At 42.3% G+C, this 19933-nt stretch carries 20 protein-coding genes; 8 read left to right on the top strand and 12 right to left on the bottom strand.

Going from position 1 to position 19933, the window contains the following annotated elements; genetic code table 11:
- Positions 1-2 precede the first annotated feature (2 nt).
- From A11Q_RS10325 to A11Q_RS10315, 3 genes are all read right to left on the bottom strand, one after another.
- Complete coding sequence (locus A11Q_RS10325; protein WP_015470755.1) at positions 3-1067, bottom strand: hypothetical protein; 1065 nt, start codon at positions 1065-1067, stop codon at positions 3-5.
- A gap of 124 nt (positions 1068-1191) precedes the next feature.
- A complete protein-coding gene (locus A11Q_RS10320) occupies positions 1192-2091 on the bottom strand; it encodes a pseudouridine synthase (RefSeq protein WP_015470754.1) in 900 nt (299 codons plus the stop codon).
- Complete coding sequence (locus tag A11Q_RS10315) at positions 2088-3845, bottom strand: protein-disulfide reductase DsbD family protein (protein ID WP_015470753.1); 1758 nt, start codon at positions 3843-3845, stop codon at positions 2088-2090. The genes A11Q_RS10320 and A11Q_RS10315 overlap by 4 nt, the downstream gene beginning before the upstream one ends.
- A gap of 119 nt (positions 3846-3964) precedes the next feature.
- Here A11Q_RS10315 and motA point away from each other — a divergent pair, with 119 nt between their 5' ends.
- Positions 3965-4834 (top strand): flagellar motor stator protein MotA, encoded by an 870-nt coding sequence (gene motA, locus A11Q_RS10310; RefSeq protein WP_015470752.1) that lies wholly within the window; start codon positions 3965-3967, stop codon positions 4832-4834.
- A 32-nt stretch (positions 4835-4866) separates the two neighbouring features.
- Positions 4867-5844: a flagellar motor protein MotB gene (locus A11Q_RS10305; protein WP_015470751.1), complete on the top strand. Its 978-nt coding sequence runs from the start codon at positions 4867-4869 to the stop codon at positions 5842-5844.
- A gap of 4 nt (positions 5845-5848) precedes the next feature.
- Here the strand turns inward: A11Q_RS10305 and A11Q_RS10300 are convergent, their stop codons facing one another.
- Positions 5849-6544 (bottom strand): hypothetical protein, encoded by a 696-nt coding sequence (locus A11Q_RS10300; RefSeq protein WP_015470750.1) that lies wholly within the window; start codon positions 6542-6544, stop codon positions 5849-5851.
- A gap of 76 nt (positions 6545-6620) precedes the next feature.
- On the opposite strand from A11Q_RS10300, the gene A11Q_RS10295 reads away from it, so the two are divergent.
- Positions 6621-7448 (top strand): exonuclease domain-containing protein, encoded by an 828-nt coding sequence (locus A11Q_RS10295; RefSeq protein ID WP_015470749.1) that lies wholly within the window; start codon positions 6621-6623, stop codon positions 7446-7448.
- Here A11Q_RS10295 and A11Q_RS10290 read toward each other — a convergent pair.
- Positions 7445-8389, bottom strand: a complete 945-nt coding sequence (locus A11Q_RS10290; RefSeq protein WP_015470748.1) for a signal peptidase II — start codon at positions 8387-8389, stop codon at positions 7445-7447. The two genes, A11Q_RS10295 and A11Q_RS10290, sit on opposite strands and share 4 nt — an antisense overlap.
- A gap of 29 nt (positions 8390-8418) precedes the next feature.
- Between A11Q_RS10290 and dacB the strand changes: the two genes are divergently transcribed.
- Together dacB and A11Q_RS10280 are read left to right on the top strand one after the other, a co-directional pair.
- Positions 8419-9825: a D-alanyl-D-alanine carboxypeptidase/D-alanyl-D-alanine endopeptidase gene (gene dacB, locus A11Q_RS10285; RefSeq protein ID WP_015470747.1), complete on the top strand. Its 1407-nt coding sequence runs from the start codon at positions 8419-8421 to the stop codon at positions 9823-9825.
- A 4-nt stretch (positions 9826-9829) separates the two neighbouring features.
- Positions 9830-10900, top strand: coding sequence for a lytic transglycosylase domain-containing protein (locus A11Q_RS10280; RefSeq protein ID WP_148284986.1), 1071 nt, complete (start codon positions 9830-9832; stop codon positions 10898-10900).
- An 18-nt stretch (positions 10901-10918) separates the two neighbouring features.
- Here the strand turns inward: A11Q_RS10280 and A11Q_RS10275 are convergent, their stop codons facing one another.
- The 7 genes from A11Q_RS10275 to A11Q_RS10245 all read right to left on the bottom strand — a co-directional run bounded on the left by A11Q_RS10275 (position 10919) and on the right by A11Q_RS10245 (position 16495).
- Positions 10919-11419 carry a hypothetical protein gene (locus tag A11Q_RS10275; RefSeq protein WP_041575233.1) on the bottom strand — a complete coding sequence of 167 codons (501 nt, stop codon included), beginning with the start codon at positions 11417-11419 and terminating at the stop codon, positions 10919-10921.
- Between the two features lie 105 nt (positions 11420-11524).
- Entirely contained in the window at positions 11525-12793 is a 1269-nt protein-coding gene (locus tag A11Q_RS10270) for a M14 family metallopeptidase (protein ID WP_015470744.1), read from the bottom strand.
- A gap of 94 nt (positions 12794-12887) precedes the next feature.
- Complete coding sequence (locus tag A11Q_RS10265) at positions 12888-13190, bottom strand: PilZ domain-containing protein (protein ID WP_015470743.1); 303 nt, start codon at positions 13188-13190, stop codon at positions 12888-12890.
- 42 nt (positions 13191-13232) lie between these two features.
- Complete coding sequence (locus A11Q_RS10260) at positions 13233-13742, bottom strand: dihydrofolate reductase (protein ID WP_015470742.1); 510 nt, start codon at positions 13740-13742, stop codon at positions 13233-13235.
- On the bottom strand, positions 13739-14533 hold the full coding sequence (locus A11Q_RS10255) for a thymidylate synthase (protein WP_015470741.1): 795 nt from the start codon (positions 14531-14533) through the stop codon (positions 13739-13741). The genes A11Q_RS10260 and A11Q_RS10255 overlap by 4 nt, the downstream gene beginning before the upstream one ends.
- A gap of 239 nt (positions 14534-14772) precedes the next feature.
- Positions 14773-15309, bottom strand: a complete 537-nt coding sequence (gene hpt / locus A11Q_RS10250) for a hypoxanthine phosphoribosyltransferase (protein WP_015470740.1) — start codon at positions 15307-15309, stop codon at positions 14773-14775.
- A 124-nt stretch (positions 15310-15433) separates the two neighbouring features.
- Positions 15434-16495 (bottom strand): hypothetical protein, encoded by a 1062-nt coding sequence (locus A11Q_RS10245; protein WP_015470739.1) that lies wholly within the window; start codon positions 16493-16495, stop codon positions 15434-15436.
- 90 nt (positions 16496-16585) lie between these two features.
- On the opposite strand from A11Q_RS10245, the gene rsmH reads away from it, so the two are divergent.
- Genes rsmH through A11Q_RS10230 form a run of 3 tightly spaced genes read left to right on the top strand, consistent with a single transcriptional unit; the run spans position 16586 to position 19859 of the window.
- A complete protein-coding gene (gene rsmH, locus A11Q_RS10240; protein WP_015470738.1) occupies positions 16586-17527 on the top strand; it encodes a 16S rRNA (cytosine(1402)-N(4))-methyltransferase RsmH in 942 nt (313 codons plus the stop codon).
- A 38-nt stretch (positions 17528-17565) separates the two neighbouring features.
- A complete protein-coding gene (locus A11Q_RS10235) occupies positions 17566-17889 on the top strand; it encodes a hypothetical protein (protein ID WP_015470737.1) in 324 nt (107 codons plus the stop codon).
- Entirely contained in the window at positions 17886-19859 is a 1974-nt protein-coding gene (locus A11Q_RS10230) for a penicillin-binding transpeptidase domain-containing protein (protein WP_015470736.1), read from the top strand. Before A11Q_RS10235 ends, A11Q_RS10230 begins: the two co-directional genes overlap by 4 nt.
- Positions 19860-19933: the final 74 nt, after the last annotated feature.

The raw sequence follows: 19933 nt of genomic DNA, 5'->3' as shown, positions 1-19933 counted from the left end.
GTTCAAGATCCCCAAATCTGAATCAGAATCAATCGATCAGAAGGTAGCGGTGAAAATTCATTTACCTGAAAATGCATTTCCCATTTCTTCTGGCCGTCACGGCATATCCAGATATCAATACCTGTCTGTACGGGAAACTGGTTTGAAAGCTTGCACAGGATAAGATTTGCACCTTTTGCTACCGTATCTCCAAGAAATTGAACCTGATCTCCTTTGCCACAGCCTCCGCATAGTTTGTCATTCATTAAAATAGTGCAGAAGTCATCGGCGTCCCAAAGACCTATACGGATCACATCTCCCACACGCGCATATAAAGTGTTAGGAGCCATATCCACTGGTGTGCTACCGGTAAACCAATCTTTTAAAAAATCTTTTACGACCGGATAAAGAGCGGCAATACCACCGATGATGGTCGCTGGATCGCGGGTAAGATCATCTTCGCTGCGGATTTTCGGAACCGAAAATTTTTTCTGAGAAGTTAGGCTTTTTTGCCATTTTCCAAATGTTTGTTCAGCTTCGATCGCTTTACGTGGAGGTGACATACGTTTGCCGTTACGGGCCGTGGGTCGGTTTTTATCTGATATCAAACGGATGCTTTGTTTCGGCGTCCAATTAGCACTTAGACTGGTGACATATTCTTTGCTGCCGCTGCCTTCTGCAAGATTAATTATAAACTGTACAGAATGAGCTCCCGAGGCATCTGGAATAAAGAACACATGGGCATTGGTTCCATGTGTGCCGAAGGCCACAGAAGGACATACTTTTCCTTTTGCATACAGATAGTAATTACCTGGCCCATAATATTTCCAGGTTCCAGACTCGGTACTTTCAACATGCAGTTTTATTTGCTTGGGTGGTTTTACAGCATCCTTTGTTCGGTCCAAAGTTACCACTACTTTCAAAGCGCGGACTGACTTTCCATTGAAATCGACCCCATCTAGAAGCTGAGCCTGTTTATTTTGTATAACGGCAGGAGGATAATAACGAGTTGGACTAGCACTCTTTTTTGGTCTCAGTTTACTTGATCGGGTAGAGAGAGATTTTTTATTGCGACTTAGGGGTTTCATAGTAGCTCCTTGCTATAAACACCTTTTAATTAAGCCGCAGATTAAGCCATCAGGCACCCCCCAAATAGGGGATAGGAATTAGAAAAGAGTTGAAAGTAACGGAGCTGATAATGGAAGTCGGGGACTAAGCCTTATTCAACACCTTATTGAATTTTTTCTTCGTCAGTGGTTTTTCGCTGGTGGCCTTTTTCGATTTATGGCGCACATCACGTTTACCATGTGCTTCTTCAGGAAGATCCTGCAAGAACACGCGGCTAGCGGCCGCTTCATTCAAGAAAACCATTTCGCCGCGGCCAAGCTGACCGATGCGCAGTTTTCCGATAGCTACGCGATGAAGTTTTAAAACATCGTAGCCGATTTTTTTGAACATCTCGCGCACTTGATGGTTTTTACCCTCAGTGATGATGATTTTGTACCAGTCATGTTTTTCAGATGTTTTACGATCTTTAGACTTTGCCTGTTTCAGTTTTTCTACGTGTTTGGCTTTAACACGACCACCGGGGATAGAAACACCAGTTAATAATTTTTTGATTTGATAATCTAAAGGCTGACCATCTAATTTGACGTGATACGTTTTAGTGACTTCTGTTTTCGGGTGCATCACACGTTGAGCAAAGTCGCCGTCATTTGTCAGAAGCAATAAACCTTCACTATCCCAGTCAAGACGACCAATAGGGAAGACACGTACAGGAAGTTCAGCCATGAAGTCGGCAACAGTAGGACGCTCTAAAGGGTCACTCATTGAGGTGATCACGTTCTTAGGTTTATTGAACATGATGTACAGGCTTTCTGTTTTAGACTTGATGGGTTTGCCATCTACAGTGATGCGGTCTTTATTCGGATTTACTTTAACACCCAGCTCGTACACTTTTTTTCCGTTAACCATGACAAGGCCATCGGCAATCAGCTTGTCGGCTCCGCGACGGGAAGCTAAGCCGCGTTCAGCTAAGAGTTTATTTAAACGCACTGTTGGATCTGTGTTTTTATCAGCGCTAGTTTTTAATGGATTTTTTGTGCTGCTCATCTAAGAGCCTCCTGCATTCGTGGTTGAACCGCGCCTATATCCAGAAACTGTGTAAAGGTAAGTTCTTTAAGTAAGACGCCATTTCTATTGATAAACATGACAGTTGGCAAGCCTTTGATGTCGTATTTTCGCAGAACCTGCTGTACGGCCTCGCTATCTTCGGTTGCATCAAAGCGAACAAGGTAAAACTGCTCTGCCAGCTCTTGGAATTCGGGGGTCGAGAACGTCTTTTTATCCAATTCGTGGCAGGCCGCACACCATTCGGCGAAAAAGTCGATCATGACGGGTTTACCTTCTTTTTGAGCATTTAGCAGAGCCTCTTCCGAATAGTCGATCCAATTCAGTGAGTTTGCGGGTTGCTCGTCGACTTGAAGATAAAAAGTATTACTTAAATACTGAGGTTTAAAAAAGCTCAGTAAAAGCACTGTTGTTGAAAAAACAAAAACGGCTAATAAGAAGCTACGGCGTAAATAGTGTTTATTATGTAATTTGAAAGCGCCTTTCCAGATAGAAAAAGCAATAAAGCTAGCGGCAATCAACGCTGTCCACCAGCGGTCTGACATCAAGAATTGAGCGTAGTAGAGGGCGGCTCCCCACATCCCAGCGCCAAGTAGAAACTTCACACGATCCATCCATTTACCTGATCTTGGTAATAGACGTAGGGCATTGCTCGACAATCCAATCACAAGGAAAATCAATCCAAGCCCCATTGCAAATGTGAAAAGTAAGCTAAAGCCCAAGAAGACATTTTTAGTAGTGGAAACATAACTTAGAACTGAGACCAATACAGGGCCAACACATGGGCTCGCCACAACACCAGCGACAAGTCCCATCACCAAAGCGCCACCAATGCCTTGGCTCTTGCCTGTACCGAAGCGGTTGCGGATAAATGCCGGAGATTGCAATTCGTAAGCGCCCCACATACTCAACGCCATAGCAAAAAATAAAACAACTAAGACAGTGAGGACATATTTATTCGCTAAGGCCGCGCCAAAAAGATTTCCAGTCAAAGCGGCAGCAACACCTAATGAGGCGTAGGTTAAGCCAATACCTAAAACATAAGCCAAAGCGCGCGAAAAATTATGAAAGCGATTTCCCTTTGTGGCGTTGTGGCCCAAGATCGAAATGGTGATAGGAAGCATCGGGAAAATACATGGAGTAAAACTAGTTAAGATGCCGGCAATAAAAACAGACAAGAAAGAAAGTAATAAACTTGTCTGCATCGCTTCTTCAAAGGACTTTAATAAAGAGAAACTTTCTTTGACCGGAGCTAATAGGGCTTCACCGGGTGTACTGATAGCCGAAACGTGTGCTGTGACTGAAAGATCTTTTGGTAGGAAGCAGACGCTTTCACTGCAGATCTGATGACGTAAATTAAATTGAACAGTTTGATTCGGATCAAGGCCGACTTCTTCCGGCGCTTCAACAACTAAAGACAGAACGCCTTTTTCATAAAGACCTTTGCGATCTTTTTTGCTGAACTTATCGTAGAAAACTACCTCTGGTTTCACAGAGATTTGTCCTGCTTTAAATCCTTCAGGCTGGATATTGCGAATTTTGAATTGATCGACGTAAGCATGAAATCCATCGGGGAGCTGGATCTCTAATCTGAGCTCTTGGTTTTTAGAGGGCTCCCATGTCGACAGGCGGCTAATCGAGATGATTTTTAAATCCTCGGCTAAGCCATCAGAGGCGCCCAAAGTCAGAGCGGCAATAGGCAATATAAGGAGTAAAATTCGTTTGAGGGTTGCCATGTCTTAATATACGGCTTGTTGGAGCCGAGATCAAACTCGACTTTTTGCCAGTTTCTGTGTGGTCCAGTTAACTAGTGTCTCAAAATGTCCGATCAGCAGGAAGTAAGAAGAGGTCAGAAATGGGATATGTAGGTATCATTGTCGTCTTTATCATGGTTTTCGGTGGTTTCTTAATCGCCGGTGGTAATATGTCGGTTATTCTGAAGGCAGCTCCTCTAGAGCTGATGATCATCGGAGGAGCCGCATTAGGTGGTTACATCATTGCGAATCCGATGAAAGTAATCAAAGCTGGATTTAAATTGAGCTTTAAAGCGATGACATCGAAAGGTCCTCAAAAAAAGGATTATCTCGATTTGTTACAGATGCTCTTCCAACTTTTTCAAACTTTCAGAAAAGAAGGACCTCAAGGTGTTGAAAAACACATCGAGAATCCAGAGCAAAGTGATATCTTCAAAGCTTACCCATCCGTGATGAAAAACCATCACGCGATTCATTTTATTTGCGATACAATGAAAATGACTCTTTCGACAGATTTGTCTCCGTATGACGTAGATGATTTGATGGACGGGGATATTAAAGCGATCCATGCAGAAGAGCATATGGCTCAGCATGCGGTGCAAACAGTGGCTGATGGTTTCCCTGGTTTGGGTATCGTGGCTGCGGTTTTGGGTATCGTAAAAACGATGGCCCACTTAACTGATGGTGTTGAAAAAATCGGGGCCCTAGTTGCTTCCGCTCTAGTGGGAACGATGTTAGGGGTTTTCGGAGCTTATGGTCTTATTGGTCCTACAGCAACGAAGATGGCTGCGGATATCGCAGCAGAAGGCCGTTTCTTAGAATGTATTAAAGCTGCGATGGTAGCTCTACAGCGTGGAGCTCCTCCATTGGTGTGTGTTGAGTACGCGCGTCGTACGATCATGCCAGAAGAGCGTCCGACTTTTGAAGAATTAGATAAGTCGACAAAAGACATCAAAAAAGCAGCGGCATAAGAGTGAACGAGAGCAAGGAATAAGAGGCACACGTGGCACAGAAGAAGCAGACCATAGTAATTAAAAAGATAATCGTCCAAGGGGGCGGCCATCACGGCGGCTCTTGGAAGGTGGCTTTGGCTGACTTTATGACGGCGTTGATGGCGTTCTTCCTTGTGATGTGGTTGGTTGGTCAAAGTGAAGAGACCAAAAAAGCAGTATCAGATTATTTCTCGACTCCATCCGTAATTGAATACAACTATCAGAACTTCGGCGCTGAGGTGACTCTTGAAAAACTTTTCTTGGATCTTGTTAATGAACCATTAAGAGCTTTCCAGAGTTTCTTAGAGCCAGCAGATAAAACTCCGAATATCTTAGATATGGGATCTGCAAAAGTGGTATCAGCATTTATGGCTGACAAAATGAACGATGTTGCGAAAAACGTAACGATTGCTCAGAATGGTTTTGATTTTGATATTCCAGATACATATTTATTTGAACGTGGTACAGCTCAGCCGAATGCACAATTTATCGAAGTGATGAATCGTCTGACACAAATCACTTCAGGCTTACAAGATGCTGATGTGACGGTGACATCTATGCTGTTCACTCAGGCGGTTGCGGATAAAACGCAAGCAACAGCAGAAAAAGTGGCACGTGATCGTCTGAACACAGTGAGTAGTAAAATTCACGCGTCTTTCGAGCATGGCAATAATGGCTTGAAAGGTAGTATCTCGGTAAAAGATAAAAAAGGTGAAGTGGATGTGCAAAAGCTCATCGGTATCATCCGTATCTCGATCCGTCAGAAACCAAGTGAAAAGCTCGAGAACCGCAGAAAAATCCAAAGTATTTTCGGCGAAAAAGAATCGGCACAAAATAACTATGATGGCGAGTCAGTTCCAAGACGTGGGACTGCTTCGGCACGTGGTGGCCGTAGTGATGAAGAGATTTTTGTAAATCCTGTAGATATGGAAGTACAAAAAATTCAGAATGCGGCAGACCCTCTGTCGCGCCCGCAGTACGAAGAATAATAAATCAATATGAAAGTTTGAGGCCAATATAATAAGCCGGATCACCGCGCTTACCAAATTGGCTTCCGTTTGAATTATAAGTAATGCCGATTTCCGCATTAGAATTATCAGAAATAATATATTGTCCTAAAAGCTTCAGATCAAAAAAACTTTGGATGTTTCCATGGCTGCTGGTGTATCCGATGTGTCCGCCGTATTTCATACTTTTTCTGAAGTTATAAAGCCGACCGAGTAGAAAGTATTCCGCATTGCTATCAGAACCTTCTAAGTTACTCATCCACTCAAATCCGTAAAAATAGCTTTTGGTGTCGACGCGAACTCCGGCAATCTGGCCATTGCGTTGATTGGATTTATAAAAACGATTATCACTAAAAAAGAATTTAGCGTTTGTTGTTTTGCTAAAGTCGACTAAAACTTCCGCCAAAATTTTAAACCAGAAATTGTCATCTTGTGCATTTACGTTTGAAATATTACTACCCCAAAAACCAATGCGCGCCTGTGTTCCAAAATTATAAAGAAAAGACGCATTCATCGCGGGATTTCCATCACTGTACGAAATCCCTTTTTCTAAGAAGTGGGATAGAATTTGGGCCTCGCCGGAAATACCATAGGTCGGTGTAGTCGAGTTCTTAGACTTATCTTGGGCAAATGCCACCGCATTTAAAAAAGACACCAAGGTAATAAGAATAAACTTCGACATAGACTTATCTTAAATTAAAAGCTGAATCCTGCAATCGCATCTAGACCTTGGCCCTTTCTTCAGATATCTTGGTCGAATGACATTTGACCTCAAACGATCCATTTATGATTACCCCATCGTCGCTTTTGATACAGAAACAAGCGGAGCTTATCCAATTGAATCCGAAGTGATCGAATTGGGTGCAGTGAAGTGGTTGAATGGGGAAATCGTTGGTAAGTTTCAGACACTCTTAAAACCATCGAAGCTTTTGACTCCTGACAATATCCGAATTCATGGAATTACTAATGAAATGGTAGCTTCGGCTCCATTGATGAAAGATCAGATCATCGGTTTTTGTGACTTTATTGATCAATCCGTTCTGATCGCTCACCACGCCCCATTTGATTTGGGTTTTGTAATTGTCCCGATTGAAAAGGCGGGGTTGCGTTTGCCTCAGACTTTCAATCTCTGCAGCAGCTTGATCTCAAGGGCTTTGTTAACGACGACCAATCATAAATTACAAACACTGATCAAGGAACTCGGCCTAACTGGCGGAGCCGCACATAGAGCGTACGACGATGCCTATGCCTGTTTTCAAGTGTTACAAAAATGCTTAGAAAAAATTCCAGAAGATCAATCCTTACAAAGAATTTTAAATATTCAAAAAAAGGATTTGGCTTGGAATAACTATCGTGTTTATTCGTCACAGGATCAAAAAATTCTGTCATTAGTCAAAGCGATGGAGCAGGAAAAAACAATTCACATCGTCTATGAGGGGGGGCAAACAAAAGGTAAAGCGCGTCCGATAAAACCTTTTGGAATTGTCAGAAACCCAGACGGAGACTACATCCACGCGGAATGTGGTTTAGATTTTCAACGCAAAAGATTTTATATAGAAAAAATCAAAGAAGTGGAATTACTTTAATCTTCTTCTTTGTATTCGGTAACGTGCACAGTTTTTTCTGCATTCAATTTTGAAACCTGCTCTTTTACCTGCTCGGCTAATTTTTCTAGATGTTTAAAATCGTCATTAGTACGCAGCTTTAATGCGGCACCAGCTTTAGTGAGTCCTTTGCCTTCTAGAATATCTTTTAAAAATCGTTCAAAGGCATATAACGGACCGGCAATACGATGTGATATAAGGCGTCCTACAAGAAACAAAATTAAAGAAAACAACAGGGCTAAAACAACAAAAGTGGCTAAGAAAGGTTTGGTAAATTTAGCAATCAGGGCGGGGTTGTATCCGACGATTTCCTCTAAGGTTACACGTAAATACGTGTAAGAAAATACGGCGCTGATCAGAGTTAAAAACAATCCAATCACTGTAAAAAATAAAGAGTGTTTGATTTGGAATTTTTTATTAACCCAAAATGTTTTTCTTTCATTTTGGTCGGGCCACAGTTGCTCGCTGTATTTGAATAAAGCGAAGATCATCATAACATAGCCCACCCACTGAACCATGTCGGCCACATTCCAAACCGGAGAATGCCATTCGCCAACTTCAAAAGCGACGAAATCCACAACGTAGCCATAGAGGATGCGGTCTAGGACATTACCTAAAATTCCACCGACTAAAATTGACAGACTGATTCTTAATGGCATTAGACGGCGAGGAATTAAATACTGTACTAAAGCAAAGATCGACAGAATAAAAACGCCGCTGGTTGATAAAGTCACGATACGCAGAACTGCCGGTAAATCTGAAAATAAACCCAACATAGCGCCGTGGTTATGAATTAAAATAAATTTTAAATATCCATAGGATAGCTCGCTCGTCAGTCCTGAAGCCCAGCGTTTTGTAACCTGGTCGAACAGGATAGATAGAAATAAAAACACGACGACGAGTAACCAATCTCTTCTTTTCATAGAAACATTCTGCCGCTATACTCAGGCAAATGAAAACCTTTAATAAATTTTTTCTAAATGTCGTCTTAGTTTTAATCACTCTCTTGCACCTTGGTCCAGCCAATGCACAGACCGCTGCAGCAAAAAAGAAATCAGATGAAAGTTACAATCAAATTTTACGTAAATATAAAATTGATTCTGATCATGTCAGCTTGCAGATTTCGGATGCAGGTAAGGAAGTGTACGGATTAAATGCCAACGTAAAAAAAATTCCAGCATCGACAACAAAACTTCTAACAGCTTTTGCTGTTTTACGCCGAATGCCTCTTGGGCATCGTTTCTACACACGCTTGTATACAGAGGGCAATAACCTCTATTTACAAGGGGGCGGAGACCCATCATTTGTGTCGGAAAACATGTGGTTTTTAGTAAATGAATTTCATCGCGCAGGCATTGATACAATTAAAGGTAACATCGTTGTAGATGACAGTTTGTTTGATCAAATCAGATACGATTCGAGTCGTCAGGATAAGCGTGTAGATCGGGCTTACGATTCACCAGTAGGGGCGATGAGTTTTAATTGGAATGCCGTAAATGTTTTTGTCAGTCCGGATGAAGTCGGGGGCAAGGCGCGTGTGGTTGTAGACCCAGAAAATGATTTCTTCGTTTTGGTCAATAATACGCAGACAGTGGCAGGAACTGCGAAACGTGAGCTGGTCGTTTCAATATCGAATAAAGAGCGTATTATCACCGTAAGCGGAGACGTCGCCAAAGGAAGTCGTGAGCGTGCGATCTTTAAGAGTGTAGATGATCCGATGCTGTGGTCAGGATTCAACTTGATGTCTTTTCTTCGTCAAAGAGGAATTAAAGTCGAAGGTAAAGTCGTCGCGGGGCGAGTTCCTGAAAGTGCAGAACTGGTCGCCAGTTATGAAAGTAAAAATCTGTCTTACATATTGGCTGACATGAATAAATTTTCAAATAACTTTGTGGCAGAAATGCTCACTAAAGGATTAGTGGCACAGAGTGAAAAACGTGGAGCGAGCTTAAAACAAGGAATGGAAATCATTCGTGCAGAGCTATCGAAGATCAATATCGCTCCAACAGAGATGTCTGTAATCAATCCCTCTGGCTTAACACGTGATAACTTTTTTTCTGCGCAAGCTCTGAATAAAGTTCTACTCGATGTACAAAAAGATTTCTCGATTTACCCTACATTTTTGGATGGATTACCGATTGCGGGTATTGATGGAACGCTAAGAAGACGTATGAAAAACTCGCCAGCAGAGGGCTGGGTACGTGCCAAAACGGGATATCTGGACGGTGTCGTAAGTCTTGCTGGATATGTCGGACGTCGAGATGGAAAGGTTTTTAGCTTCACTTTTCTGTACAATGGTCCACGAGATGAATCAATTGTTCGAGAAGCTTTTGATCAATTGATACTGAATAGTTTAAAGTAATTATGTGAAGTATTTCTTACTTGTATTTCTTCTTAGTTTTCAAACTCACGCTCTGGTCAGCAGTTGGTCATCAACTTTGCCCCAGAACTCTCGATTTAAAGTTAGCAAAGAAATGCAAAAGCGAGTGGACTTCTGGGTTAAGATCTACTCGCACTATACAACCTCTCAAGGTGTATTTCATCTTGTCGACGATCCTTCAAAAATTTTGGGTGAAATTGATTTAACCTCTATTCATCAGAATAAAGTATTGAATGATACTCAGAAAAGAAAACTGATAGATGCTGAAATTAAAAAGAAAAGACAGCTCTATATCACTCGTCACAAAATCAAAAATCCTCGTCAAGTTCGCTTACAGATGGGATTAAAAGATCGTATGCGTAAAGCTTTCTATCTATCTGGTAAGTATTTACCGCAGATGGAAGAAATTTTTGAAAAAGAAAATCTTCCCATCGAGCTGACTCGCTTAGTTTTCGTTGAAAGCTCATTTAATGTGTATGCGCAATCTAAGGTCGGAGCCAGCGGTTTATGGCAGATCATGCCATTTGTGGCGCGCCCTAAGGGTTACATCACGAATCACTATGACAAACGAAATCATCCTGTCTATGCGACGAAGCTAGCGGCACAGATCCTCAAGCAAAATCATCGTAGTTTGAAATCGTGGCCCTTAGCAGTTACGGCCTACAATCATGGTTTAACGGGTGTTAAACGCATGATGCAAAGAAGTGAAGCGGTTTCGATTGAAGGATTGATTCGCAGTCAGAATCCAACGCGTACGTGGGGATTTGCTTCCAAGAATTTCTATGCGTGCTTCTTGGCTGTTTTAGAAGTGGAAAGACGTGCGACAGATCTATTCGGAGACAATTTATTAAAGGCCCATGCCTTGAGTTTCCGTGAATACAAATTACCAGAGGCAACCAATAAAGATGTGGTCTTAAAATGGTTTGGTGGCAGTATGACCAGATTCCGCCAAATGAATCCTCACTTAAATTGGGCTGTTATCCGTAACAGACAAAGTGTTCCAGCGGGTGTTCCACTGATGATACCTGAACAGAATTTCTATTTAGTTGCGAACTAAGTCACTGTATTTGTCACTTTATTTACTCAGACAATGTTGAGTCAGATAGTTTTCTTTTTGAGGAAAAATCAAAAGCTTTGCGGTTTTCAGACAGGTCTTCTGATCGATTTGATTCTGGAACTGTTGGTAGCAATAGAAGACAGCTTCATCATGGGCGCTCGCATTTTCAAAGCGCTTCGTTTCGCTTAGGCAAGCTTCAATTGTCGTTGGCAGAGGTAAGGCCTCGTAAAAGCAAAGTGTGCGTAGGTCGTTCGATAGACGGATAGAATCCAAAGGCTCGATGACTTTTCGTAGGTAATGGTAGCAGGCTTGTTTTGAAAGCTGCTCTTTATTGGCTTCAAAACACTGGCGGGCATTATCTTCTTTATCAAGGCGATGCTGGTTCCGACTGATATTCTGACTGAGGCAAGTCCCTAAAGAATCGTTCTGCGGGGAAACGGCAGAGGTGTTAACCACAGGTGAAGTGGCCATCAAAAACGTACTGAAATAAATAAGAGTAAAAAGTCGAAGGAAGTTCACGTGGTGCTGATATTCAAGAACTTCGCCAATTTTATAGAAGAATCAGGTGGTTTATAGGGATGTCGACCTGTCTAACTTTGAGACAGGTGACACCCTCAGCTGTTATTAGATATCAGAAGGGCCGATAGGACCGATACCCACGTTGATAGCACGGTATGGGTTATCTGAGTAATCAATTAAGTAAAGGAATGGCTCGATATTTTTTTGGAATACCGGTTGGATCACACCAGCACCTGGATAGAAGCCGCCGCCGCCAAAGCCGTTGTTAGCTGGATCAAGTTCAAATGTGAACGAGATAATTTTATGAACGCCGTATGACCAGTCTGTTGTGTCACCACTTGAAACGTAAAGCTCTGAACTTTGTTGAGGAGCATATCCATTCCATTCAGCCATTTTGCGCGCCATAGTTTGGTGAACTAATTTGTCTGCACCTGTTTCGATAGCTGAATAAGTGAAGCCCCATGGGTACAAGATCAACTTCGAGAAGCTGTGAACTGAAAGTAAAACAGTGATGTTTGTATTTGCTTCCACATAGTTACGAATAGCCTGTGTTTCGATTTCAGAGAACGGAGCTGTTCCGCGATACGTGTCGCTTGATGGGCTGCTAGAAGCACCCTGACCGCCCCATTGGTAACCGTAGTTACGATTAAGGTCGACACCATAAGTGCCATTCGCATTACGAGTTCTATTTTTTCTCCACATTTTATATGAACCATCTTTGATATCGAATTCTAATCCATCTGGATTCACAGCAGGGATGATGTGGATATCACGTGATTGAATCAAACTCACAACTCTTGGGTTGCCGTTTCTGTATTGAGTGACAAGGTATTGCGCTAACATCAAAGGCATTTCAACTGAAAGATGTTCGCGAGCATGGTGTCCACCCATAAAGATAGAACCAGGTTTGTTAGCTGCTGTTGCGCTATCTGACGTAATACGAATTGACCAGATATCACGGCCTTCTTGCGTACGCGCGATTGAAGACATTGTCACGATGTCAGAATTGTTTTGAGCTAGCTCGCGAAGTGCTGCTGTTAACTCATCATAGTTATGGTAAGCAGAATCTTTTTCTGGAAAGTCTAAAGGACGTACTTCGTGTGCTAAATTTGAAGACGCTAACAACCAACCTAATTTTTGGATTTTAGCTAATTCAGTGTCGTTACCATAAGCGATAACATAATCATCTTGTACGATTTCGATCGCAGCACCTGTGCTGGCAATAACTGAACGTTGAAACTTATCTTGAGCGGCAACCTTCATCCAATAGTATTGCGTGTCTGTTGACTGCGCTTGTTGTCCTGAAGAAATGGCGAACACTGCAAGTAGTGCAACAGCCCAAATAGACACTCGTGAGAGTTTTGAGTTTTTCATAATTTCCTGTCCTTAGAATTAATTTGTTACCCGTACCGAACTGGGGCGGGATATCGGTAACAGCTTAGGAAGAAACAGGACTTAGGTCAATTGGCTAGCCCGTCAATTTTTGTAGTAGGGCCTTATGGTTAATAAAAGCGACTCCCATGTTCTGGTTTTTGCGCCAGATCACTTCTCCGTTAAGGACATGGGTTTTATTGATATGACGCAAGCTAATGGTGACGCAGATCAGGTCTCCCACCTCAGGCATATTTTCAGAACTCAGAACTTCTAAAAGGGCTCCGCTGGTCGACAGGTTGCTCATTTTGCAAAGGAAGGCCTCGGTTTTACCATAAACCTCAACACGGGCTGGTTCCTGGGTTTGAAAGCGCTGGGCGACTAGAGATGGTTTGTTCATGCGCCTCTTATCGGATTTTTTAGGTAAAAACTAAATACTGTATTAGCTATCCTGCTGCGCCTTAGACCAAATTTCGTAGCGTAAACCCGGTGTAGCCTCGCTGAATTGGCTATAGGCAATCATAAATTCGGAAGGAATTTTTAAAGAGTAAAACGTATCCCCTTCATAGACTCCAGGGATGCGGGTGATATAGATAAAATCGACGTCGGGTAGGCTTTGCTTGTAGATTTCTCCGCCACCAATGATCATCACTTCTTCGGGCCACTCTTCTGTCAGAGTCAGTTTTTCTGCATAGGCATAAGCTTCTGATAAAGACGTGACGAATTTAACATTGGGAATATCAGATTCTTTGAACGATCTTGAAATAACAATATGAAATCGCTGAGGCAAAGGTTTCTTAAACGATTCATAGGTCTTACGGCCCATGATTAAAATCTTTCCCGTAGTTCTTTTCTTAAAGTAAGCCAGATCTTCTGAGATATGCCATAGCAAAGTATTATCTTTGCCAATCACCTCATTTTCACTGACTGCGACAATGTGGGATAAGATCAAACGGCAACCTCAGCTTTGATGGCAGGGTGTGGATCGTAGCCTACGATCTCAATATCTTCGTAATTGAAGGCGAAGATATCTTTGATCGCGGGGTTCAGTTTCAACTGAGGCAATGGACGCAAATCACGCGACAATAAAAGCTTCACTTGATCCATATGATTTAAGTAAATGTGAGCATCACCCATCGTATGCACAAATTCACCGACTTTTAGATCACACGCCTGAGCCACCATGTGAGTCAGTAAAGCATAGCTGGCGATATTAAAAGGAACTCCTAAAAAGATGTCAGCACTTCTTTGATAAAGCTGGCACGAGAGCTTTCCATTCGCCACATAAAACTGAAAGAAAGCATGGCAGGGCGGTAAAGCCATTTTATCAATTTCACCCGGATTAAATGCGATCACAAGGTGACGACGAGAATCAGGGTTCGATTTGATTTGTTGAATGACATTGGAAATTTGGTCTACTGTTTTTCCGTCGGCAGTTTCCCATGATCTCCATTGCTTTCCGTAGACAGGGCCTAAATTTCCTTGCTCATCCGCCCACTCATCCCAGATGGAAACTTTATTTTCCTTTAAATACTGAATGTTGGTTTCACCTTTAAGGAACCATAATAGCTCATGAAAAATAGAACGGGTGTGAAGCTTTTTAGTTGTTAGAAGAGGAAACCCCTCTTCTAAGTTGAAACGCATTTGATAGCCAAACACGCTCACAGTGCCGGTTCCTGTGCGGTCGGCTTTCTGTGTGCCATTAGCTAAAACATATTGAAGTAATTCGTGATACTGTTTCATGAGTGATCTTCCCTCTGTCTAAACGCCTCGTACTGTTTTCACACTCAGGGGCTCTTTTATTGTCGCTTAACAAAAGAGTTTGTCGAGGTCTTGTGCGGACTCTCTAAAAAAATTATTGATTGCATGCACAATAAATAAGCTAAAAAACGATACTGAGGAAAAAACAAAGGGGGCTATGGCCCCCTTATGTGAAATAAACCAGTCTATGAAACCGGTGAACTCAATCTATAAACTGCGATTTATTGAAAGTTTTGAACCTGAGCGATGTAAGGTAAGTTACGGAAGTATCCATCATAGTCTAAGCCGTAGCCCACAACAAATTCATTCGTGATTTGAAATCCAACGTGATCCAATTTGCATGGAACCTTAAGAGCATCTGGTTTTTCAAGTAAAGCGACAGTTGTTAGTGATGCTGGTTTACGTGATTCGATGGCATTTTTTAAGTAGTTCATCGTGATACCTGTATCTACGATATCTTCAACTAAAACAACATGCTGTCCTTCAATCGGAGTCGAAAGATCTAGAGTCACTTTTACTTCTCCAGAAGAAGTTGTTCCGCCGTGGTAGCTAGAAACACCGAAAAACTCACATGTGATGTCAGTGTCAATTTGACGAATTAAATCAGAGTAAAACATGAAAGAACCTTTAAGAACACAAACCGCCGTTACTTTTTTGCCTTTGAACTTTTCAGTTAGGGCTTTACCGATTTCAGCTACTTTTGCAGCTAATTTTTCTTCCGAGATATAAGTTTTTAATTCTAGATTTTTCGCGTTCATAGCATCTGCTCCTCATGCAAAGGGATATATATGGCAATAACTTACATCATCGCCTCGGTTGAGGCTAGAATTGTTTGCGTTTCAAGCCTTTTTGTCTGTTTGTTTTTTGTTAGGAGGCTAGTATTTATTGCGGTTCGACAATAATGACGAACTCAGTCTTTCCTGATGTAAATTCAGGCGATTTGAAAATCTGGAAAGGGGGCATATAAAGTGTACTTTTTTCATCAGCAAAGTCGGTAGGGCGTAAGGCTCCAATAATAAAAAAAGAGGCTCCCTTTGGCAGATGAAATTCTGCGGGGTAGTTTTCGTTCGTCTGTCCCATATTCTTGGTGACACTCAGGCTGCCTGACACAGTGTTGTTTTCGCTCGAGCGGAACTCAATGCTCGTGATGAGGCCAATCAGTTGTGCGCCATCATCTGTCATTGTTCCCGAGACATTCGAGCTGGCGCTGCCCGCCGCTAGGCGCAGGTCAAAACTATTCAGGCTCTGTTTGAGTTCGGCTTTTTTACTCTGAAAGTTTGTCAAAATTCCTGCCGAGTACTGAGGTAAGCTTTGATAAAAACCCAGAGCCGAGCTATTCGCTATCCAACGGGTTAGAACTTCGTGGGTCACTTCAGCATAGGTCACTTGGAAGACGCGTAGACCAGTGGGTGTCGTGGTCTCTTCAGGTGTCGCTGCAGAATTGTCTACGGAGCCAGTAACGGAAGTTCCTGTTGCGCTATTGGCGGCACCATTGGTAGTTCCATTGGCTCCGTTAGCTCCACTGGCTGCAGCTCCAGTATTGGGATTCAGAGCTTCAAAACGTCTTAAGCGAATTTCTTGGTTTTGTAAGTTGTTCAACTGTTGGGCCTGAGATGACGAACTGAACTCTTGTGTGTCCTCTGATGCATCGGCAGAAGCGTTAGCACCTGTTCCCTGTGATTCGTCAGCCAAAGAACTGCGGCTGTCGCTTGCAGAAGGTGACGACGAGGAGGTCCAGTTTTTTGGCTCTTGTTTTTTGATAATCGAATTGCCAATAACAAGGGCGGCGACAATGAGGGCTCCGATTTGAACGCCTGCATTTCCGATGAGTCTTTGATACAGGGGCGGAGTTTTTGGTTTATAGGATTGCATATCAACGCCACATTGAGCGCAATATTGATCTTTCGGTTGTGAAAATCCACAGCGAGGACAGTTGATAAGCATCTTAATGTTTTCCTGTACTTAGAATAGTTTATTCTATCTTGACGCACAAATTAACGAAAATTATTATGGGACATTGGTCGGGGTATAATTTTGAGTCAATTGCATAAGCCTGTTTTATTAAATGAAGTTGTCGACTCATATTCGATATTCGAAGAGCGTACGGATCTTATTTATTTTGATGGGACCTTCGGGCGCGGTGGCCATTTTCGAGCGATTCAGCAAAAATTTTCACCTGAGCTTTCGTACATTACAGATCAAGATTTAGCCGCGATTGCACAGGCTAATACGGAATGGAAAAACGAAATTGAATCTGGAAAAGTTCGTGTATTTCATCAAAATTTCTATGAGTTCACTCAGCACAGCGATGCGAGCATTCAATTTGATATGGTGCTGTTGGATTTAGGTGTGAGTTCGCCTCAATTAGATGAAGCCGATCGCGGATTTAGTTTTAACAAAGATGGTCCATTGGATATGCGTATGAATCAGCAGGACACATTGAATGCTGCTGAAATTGTGAATACTTATGAACCTGAAGATCTGATTCAGATTTTTCACAAATACGGAGAAATCCAAAACCCCGCGCGAGTAGTACGTGCCATTGTGAATGATCGTGTGGAAAAACCATTTACGACAACTTTGCAGTTGGCGGGTTTAATCGAACGAGTAGATGGCTGGAAAAAGAAAGGTTTTCATCCGGCGACTCAATATTTTATGGCTCTACGTCTAGTTGTAAATCGTGAACTTGAGGTGATCGAGAATGTTTTGCCTTTATTGATGCAAAAAATGCGCGACAAAGGTCGTATATCCGTGATCACATTTCACTCGCTTGAAGATCGCATCGTAAAAAACATTTTCAAAGATTCAGAAGAGGGTTTTCTAGTAAATAAAAAAGTTATTGTTCCTACGGAAGAAGAATGTAGAATGAACGTAAGAGCGCGCAGTGCGAAATTGCGAATTTTTCAGAAGGGAAAACCTCCAGAAAAACCAGACAAGTTTGCATTACGACGGGCGCAACTGAATAAGCCCAACTGACAGAGTCAGGATGACTCTGGATGACGAAAGAGGTCAGGATGAACTCCAGCGAGATACGACAGCTAAAACCTTTTTTAAGTATGTTATTTATTACGACCACCTTGCTAGGATTGGTCTTTGTTAAGATGGAAGAGCGACGCCTATCTTATGCCGTTCTAAAACTCACTCAAGAACATAAAAAAGCGACAGAAAGCCAAAAGCAGAAAGAAATTCTGTTGGCAAAAATGACTCGCCCGCAGTTGTTAGAAAATGTAGCGACTCACAAGCTGACGCTTAAACGTGTGACGGCGTCTCAGATCATTCACTTAACATCAGCAGAGACAGTGAAAGCTTCAACTAGTACGGCAAGGAATTCGAATTGAAAGCTAAAATTATAACAGTTTTTATTTTCATCTGCTTCTTGTGGAGTTTGTTGATATTCCGTGCGGCTTACTTACAATTCCTACCGCACGATAAATTAAACTCATTACAGAATCGTCAGTTTCAAACTGTGGTCACTTTGCCGGCTCGTAGAGGAACTGTTTACGATACGAATGGTAAAGAGTTGGCCATGTCGTCTCCGGCCTATTCGCTCTATGCTGATCCGCATATCATCAAAAACAAAAAAGATGTTTCTCAGAAGTTGTCCAAGTTACTAGGTCAGAATCCACGCGAGATTATGACAAAGATCAAAGACAGTAAAAAACGTTTTGTTTGGTTAGATCGCGTGATCAGTGCTGAAGCTGCCGAAGAAATTCGCGAGCTGAAAATCAAAGGTTTAGGATTAGTTGAAGATTGGAAGCGTGTTTATCCCAATGACAGCTTATTAGGTTCGACATTGGGCTTCTTAGGTAAAGAAGGACAAGCCCTTGAGGGCTTAGAACTTCATTATGATAAAGAACTTCGTGGTGAAAAGAAAAAAGTAAACACTCGACGTGATGCTCGTGGACGTCCACTTGTACAAGATGGATTACTTTTTACAGAGCATCCACAGGGTAAAGAGGTTAAGCTGACAATTGATTCGGATTTGCAGTATTTCGTTGAAGCCGAGATGGCTCAAACGATTCGTAAACATGAAGCCGCTGGTGGATGGGTTGTTGTCTTGGATGCTAAAACATCGGCTATTCGCGCTTTAGCTAGCTTGCCGTCCTATGATCCAAATAATCCAAGAAGTGCCTCTTCGTTTACACGCCGTAATCGTGCGATCACAGATACCTTTGAACCAGGTAGTACATTAAAAACTCTAGTGATTGCGGATGCTATCGAAAAGCAATTTGTAAAACCGAATACGAAAATTTTCTGTGAAAATGGTCACTTCAAAATCGGTAAGCGTGTGATCCGTGAAGCGGACAGCAGTCACGCCCGTGGAACTATAACAGTGAATGAAATTCTGGCGTACTCATCGAATGTGGGAACAGCTAAAATTGCACTGAAAATGGGTGATGATAAATTGATGTCTGGTTTAAAGTCCTTCGGTTTTGCTGAGCGTATGGGAGTTGATTTACCTGGCGAAGCAAAAGGAATCACAGTGAAATTGCCATGGAATGATCACTTGATTGCCAATGTCTCTTTTGGTCAAGGGATCACGGTGACACCATTACAGATGGCCAATGCCTACGCGGTTATTGCGAATGGTGGAGTTTTAAATCGCCCGTATATCGTAGAAAGCATGACAGATGCGGAAACAGGCGAAGTGGTTAAAACATCTCCGCAAGAAATTCGTCGTGTGCTTTCACCTGAAACAGCCGCGCAAATGCGATTGATGTTAGCGGGTGTAACCTCTGCAAATGGAACAGGAACCGCGGCACGTGTTCCGGGCTATATTGTCGGCGGCAAAACAGGAACTGCGCAAAAAGTAAAACCGACTGGGCGTGGTTACATGCAAGGCGGATATATCGGTAGCTTCACAGGCTTTATCCCTGCGAATGATCCGAAGTATGTGATCTTTGTTGGTATCGATCATCCGAAGAAAAATGGTTATTATGGTTCTATGAATGCAGCTCCGCTGTTTTCAAAAATCGCATCGTATGCAGTACGTAAAAGTGGTGTGAATCCTGAAATTTTAAGTGAAGCGACAATTACAAAAGCTACATTAAGCCATAACTCTAAGAATAAAGAGCAAGAAGACAAACAGCTCAGCTTGGGTGGAGAACGTGTGGACGAGATTTTAAATAATTCAGTAACAAAAGTAGCTCCTTATATGCGAGCCCTGACGGTGCGTGAAGTTTTAGGTATTGCCTCTTCAGAGAATATCAAAGTGAAGTTTGTCGGTTCGGGCCGTGTCGACAGTACGCAGCCAGAGCAAGGTCAGCTTTTAGATGATTCTCGTCAAATGACGATTATCTTGAAATAGTGCTTAAAATAGCTCGTTGAAAGCCGTTGTCTTAAAATAAAGACAGTTTGTCCAAAAAGCTGGACAGAAAAAAA

Source organism: Pseudobdellovibrio exovorus JSS (assembly GCF_000348725.1).
GTDB classification, from domain to species: Bacteria; Bdellovibrionota; Bdellovibrionia; order Bdellovibrionales; family Bdellovibrionaceae; genus Pseudobdellovibrio; species Pseudobdellovibrio exovorus.
Note: the sequence above shows the minus strand (reverse complement) of the source record. Positions and strands in the feature narration are given on the sequence as shown.

Bases quoted from the DNA above. Each gene is read 5' to 3' on its own strand.
- A11Q_RS10325 (WP_015470755.1), bottom strand. From the start codon at position 1,067: ATGAAACCCCTAAGTCGCAATAAAAAATCTCTCTCTACCCGATCAAGT.
- A11Q_RS10320 (WP_015470754.1), bottom strand. From the start codon at position 2,091: ATGAGCAGCACAAAAAATCCATTAAAAACTAGCGCTGATAAAAACACA.
- A11Q_RS10315 (WP_015470753.1), bottom strand. From the start codon at position 3,845: ATGGCAACCCTCAAACGAATTTTACTCCTTATATTGCCTATTGCCGCT.
- motA (WP_015470752.1), top strand. From the start codon at position 3,965: ATGGGATATGTAGGTATCATTGTCGTCTTTATCATGGTTTTCGGTGGT.
- A11Q_RS10300 (WP_015470750.1), bottom strand. From the start codon at position 6,544: ATGTCGAAGTTTATTCTTATTACCTTGGTGTCTTTTTTAAATGCGGTG.
- A11Q_RS10295 (WP_015470749.1), top strand. From the start codon at position 6,621: ATGACATTTGACCTCAAACGATCCATTTATGATTACCCCATCGTCGCT.
- A11Q_RS10290 (WP_015470748.1), bottom strand. From the start codon at position 8,389: ATGAAAAGAAGAGATTGGTTACTCGTCGTCGTGTTTTTATTTCTATCT.
- dacB (WP_015470747.1), top strand. From the start codon at position 8,419: ATGAAAACCTTTAATAAATTTTTTCTAAATGTCGTCTTAGTTTTAATC.
- A11Q_RS10270 (WP_015470744.1), bottom strand. From the start codon at position 12,793: ATGAAAAACTCAAAACTCTCACGAGTGTCTATTTGGGCTGTTGCACTA.
- A11Q_RS10265 (WP_015470743.1), bottom strand. From the start codon at position 13,190: ATGAACAAACCATCTCTAGTCGCCCAGCGCTTTCAAACCCAGGAACCA.
- A11Q_RS10255 (WP_015470741.1), bottom strand. From the start codon at position 14,533: ATGAAACAGTATCACGAATTACTTCAATATGTTTTAGCTAATGGCACA.
- hpt (WP_015470740.1), bottom strand. From the start codon at position 15,309: ATGAACGCGAAAAATCTAGAATTAAAAACTTATATCTCGGAAGAAAAA.
- A11Q_RS10245 (WP_015470739.1), bottom strand. From the start codon at position 16,495: ATGCTTATCAACTGTCCTCGCTGTGGATTTTCACAACCGAAAGATCAA.
- A11Q_RS10235 (WP_015470737.1), top strand. From the start codon at position 17,566: ATGAACTCCAGCGAGATACGACAGCTAAAACCTTTTTTAAGTATGTTA.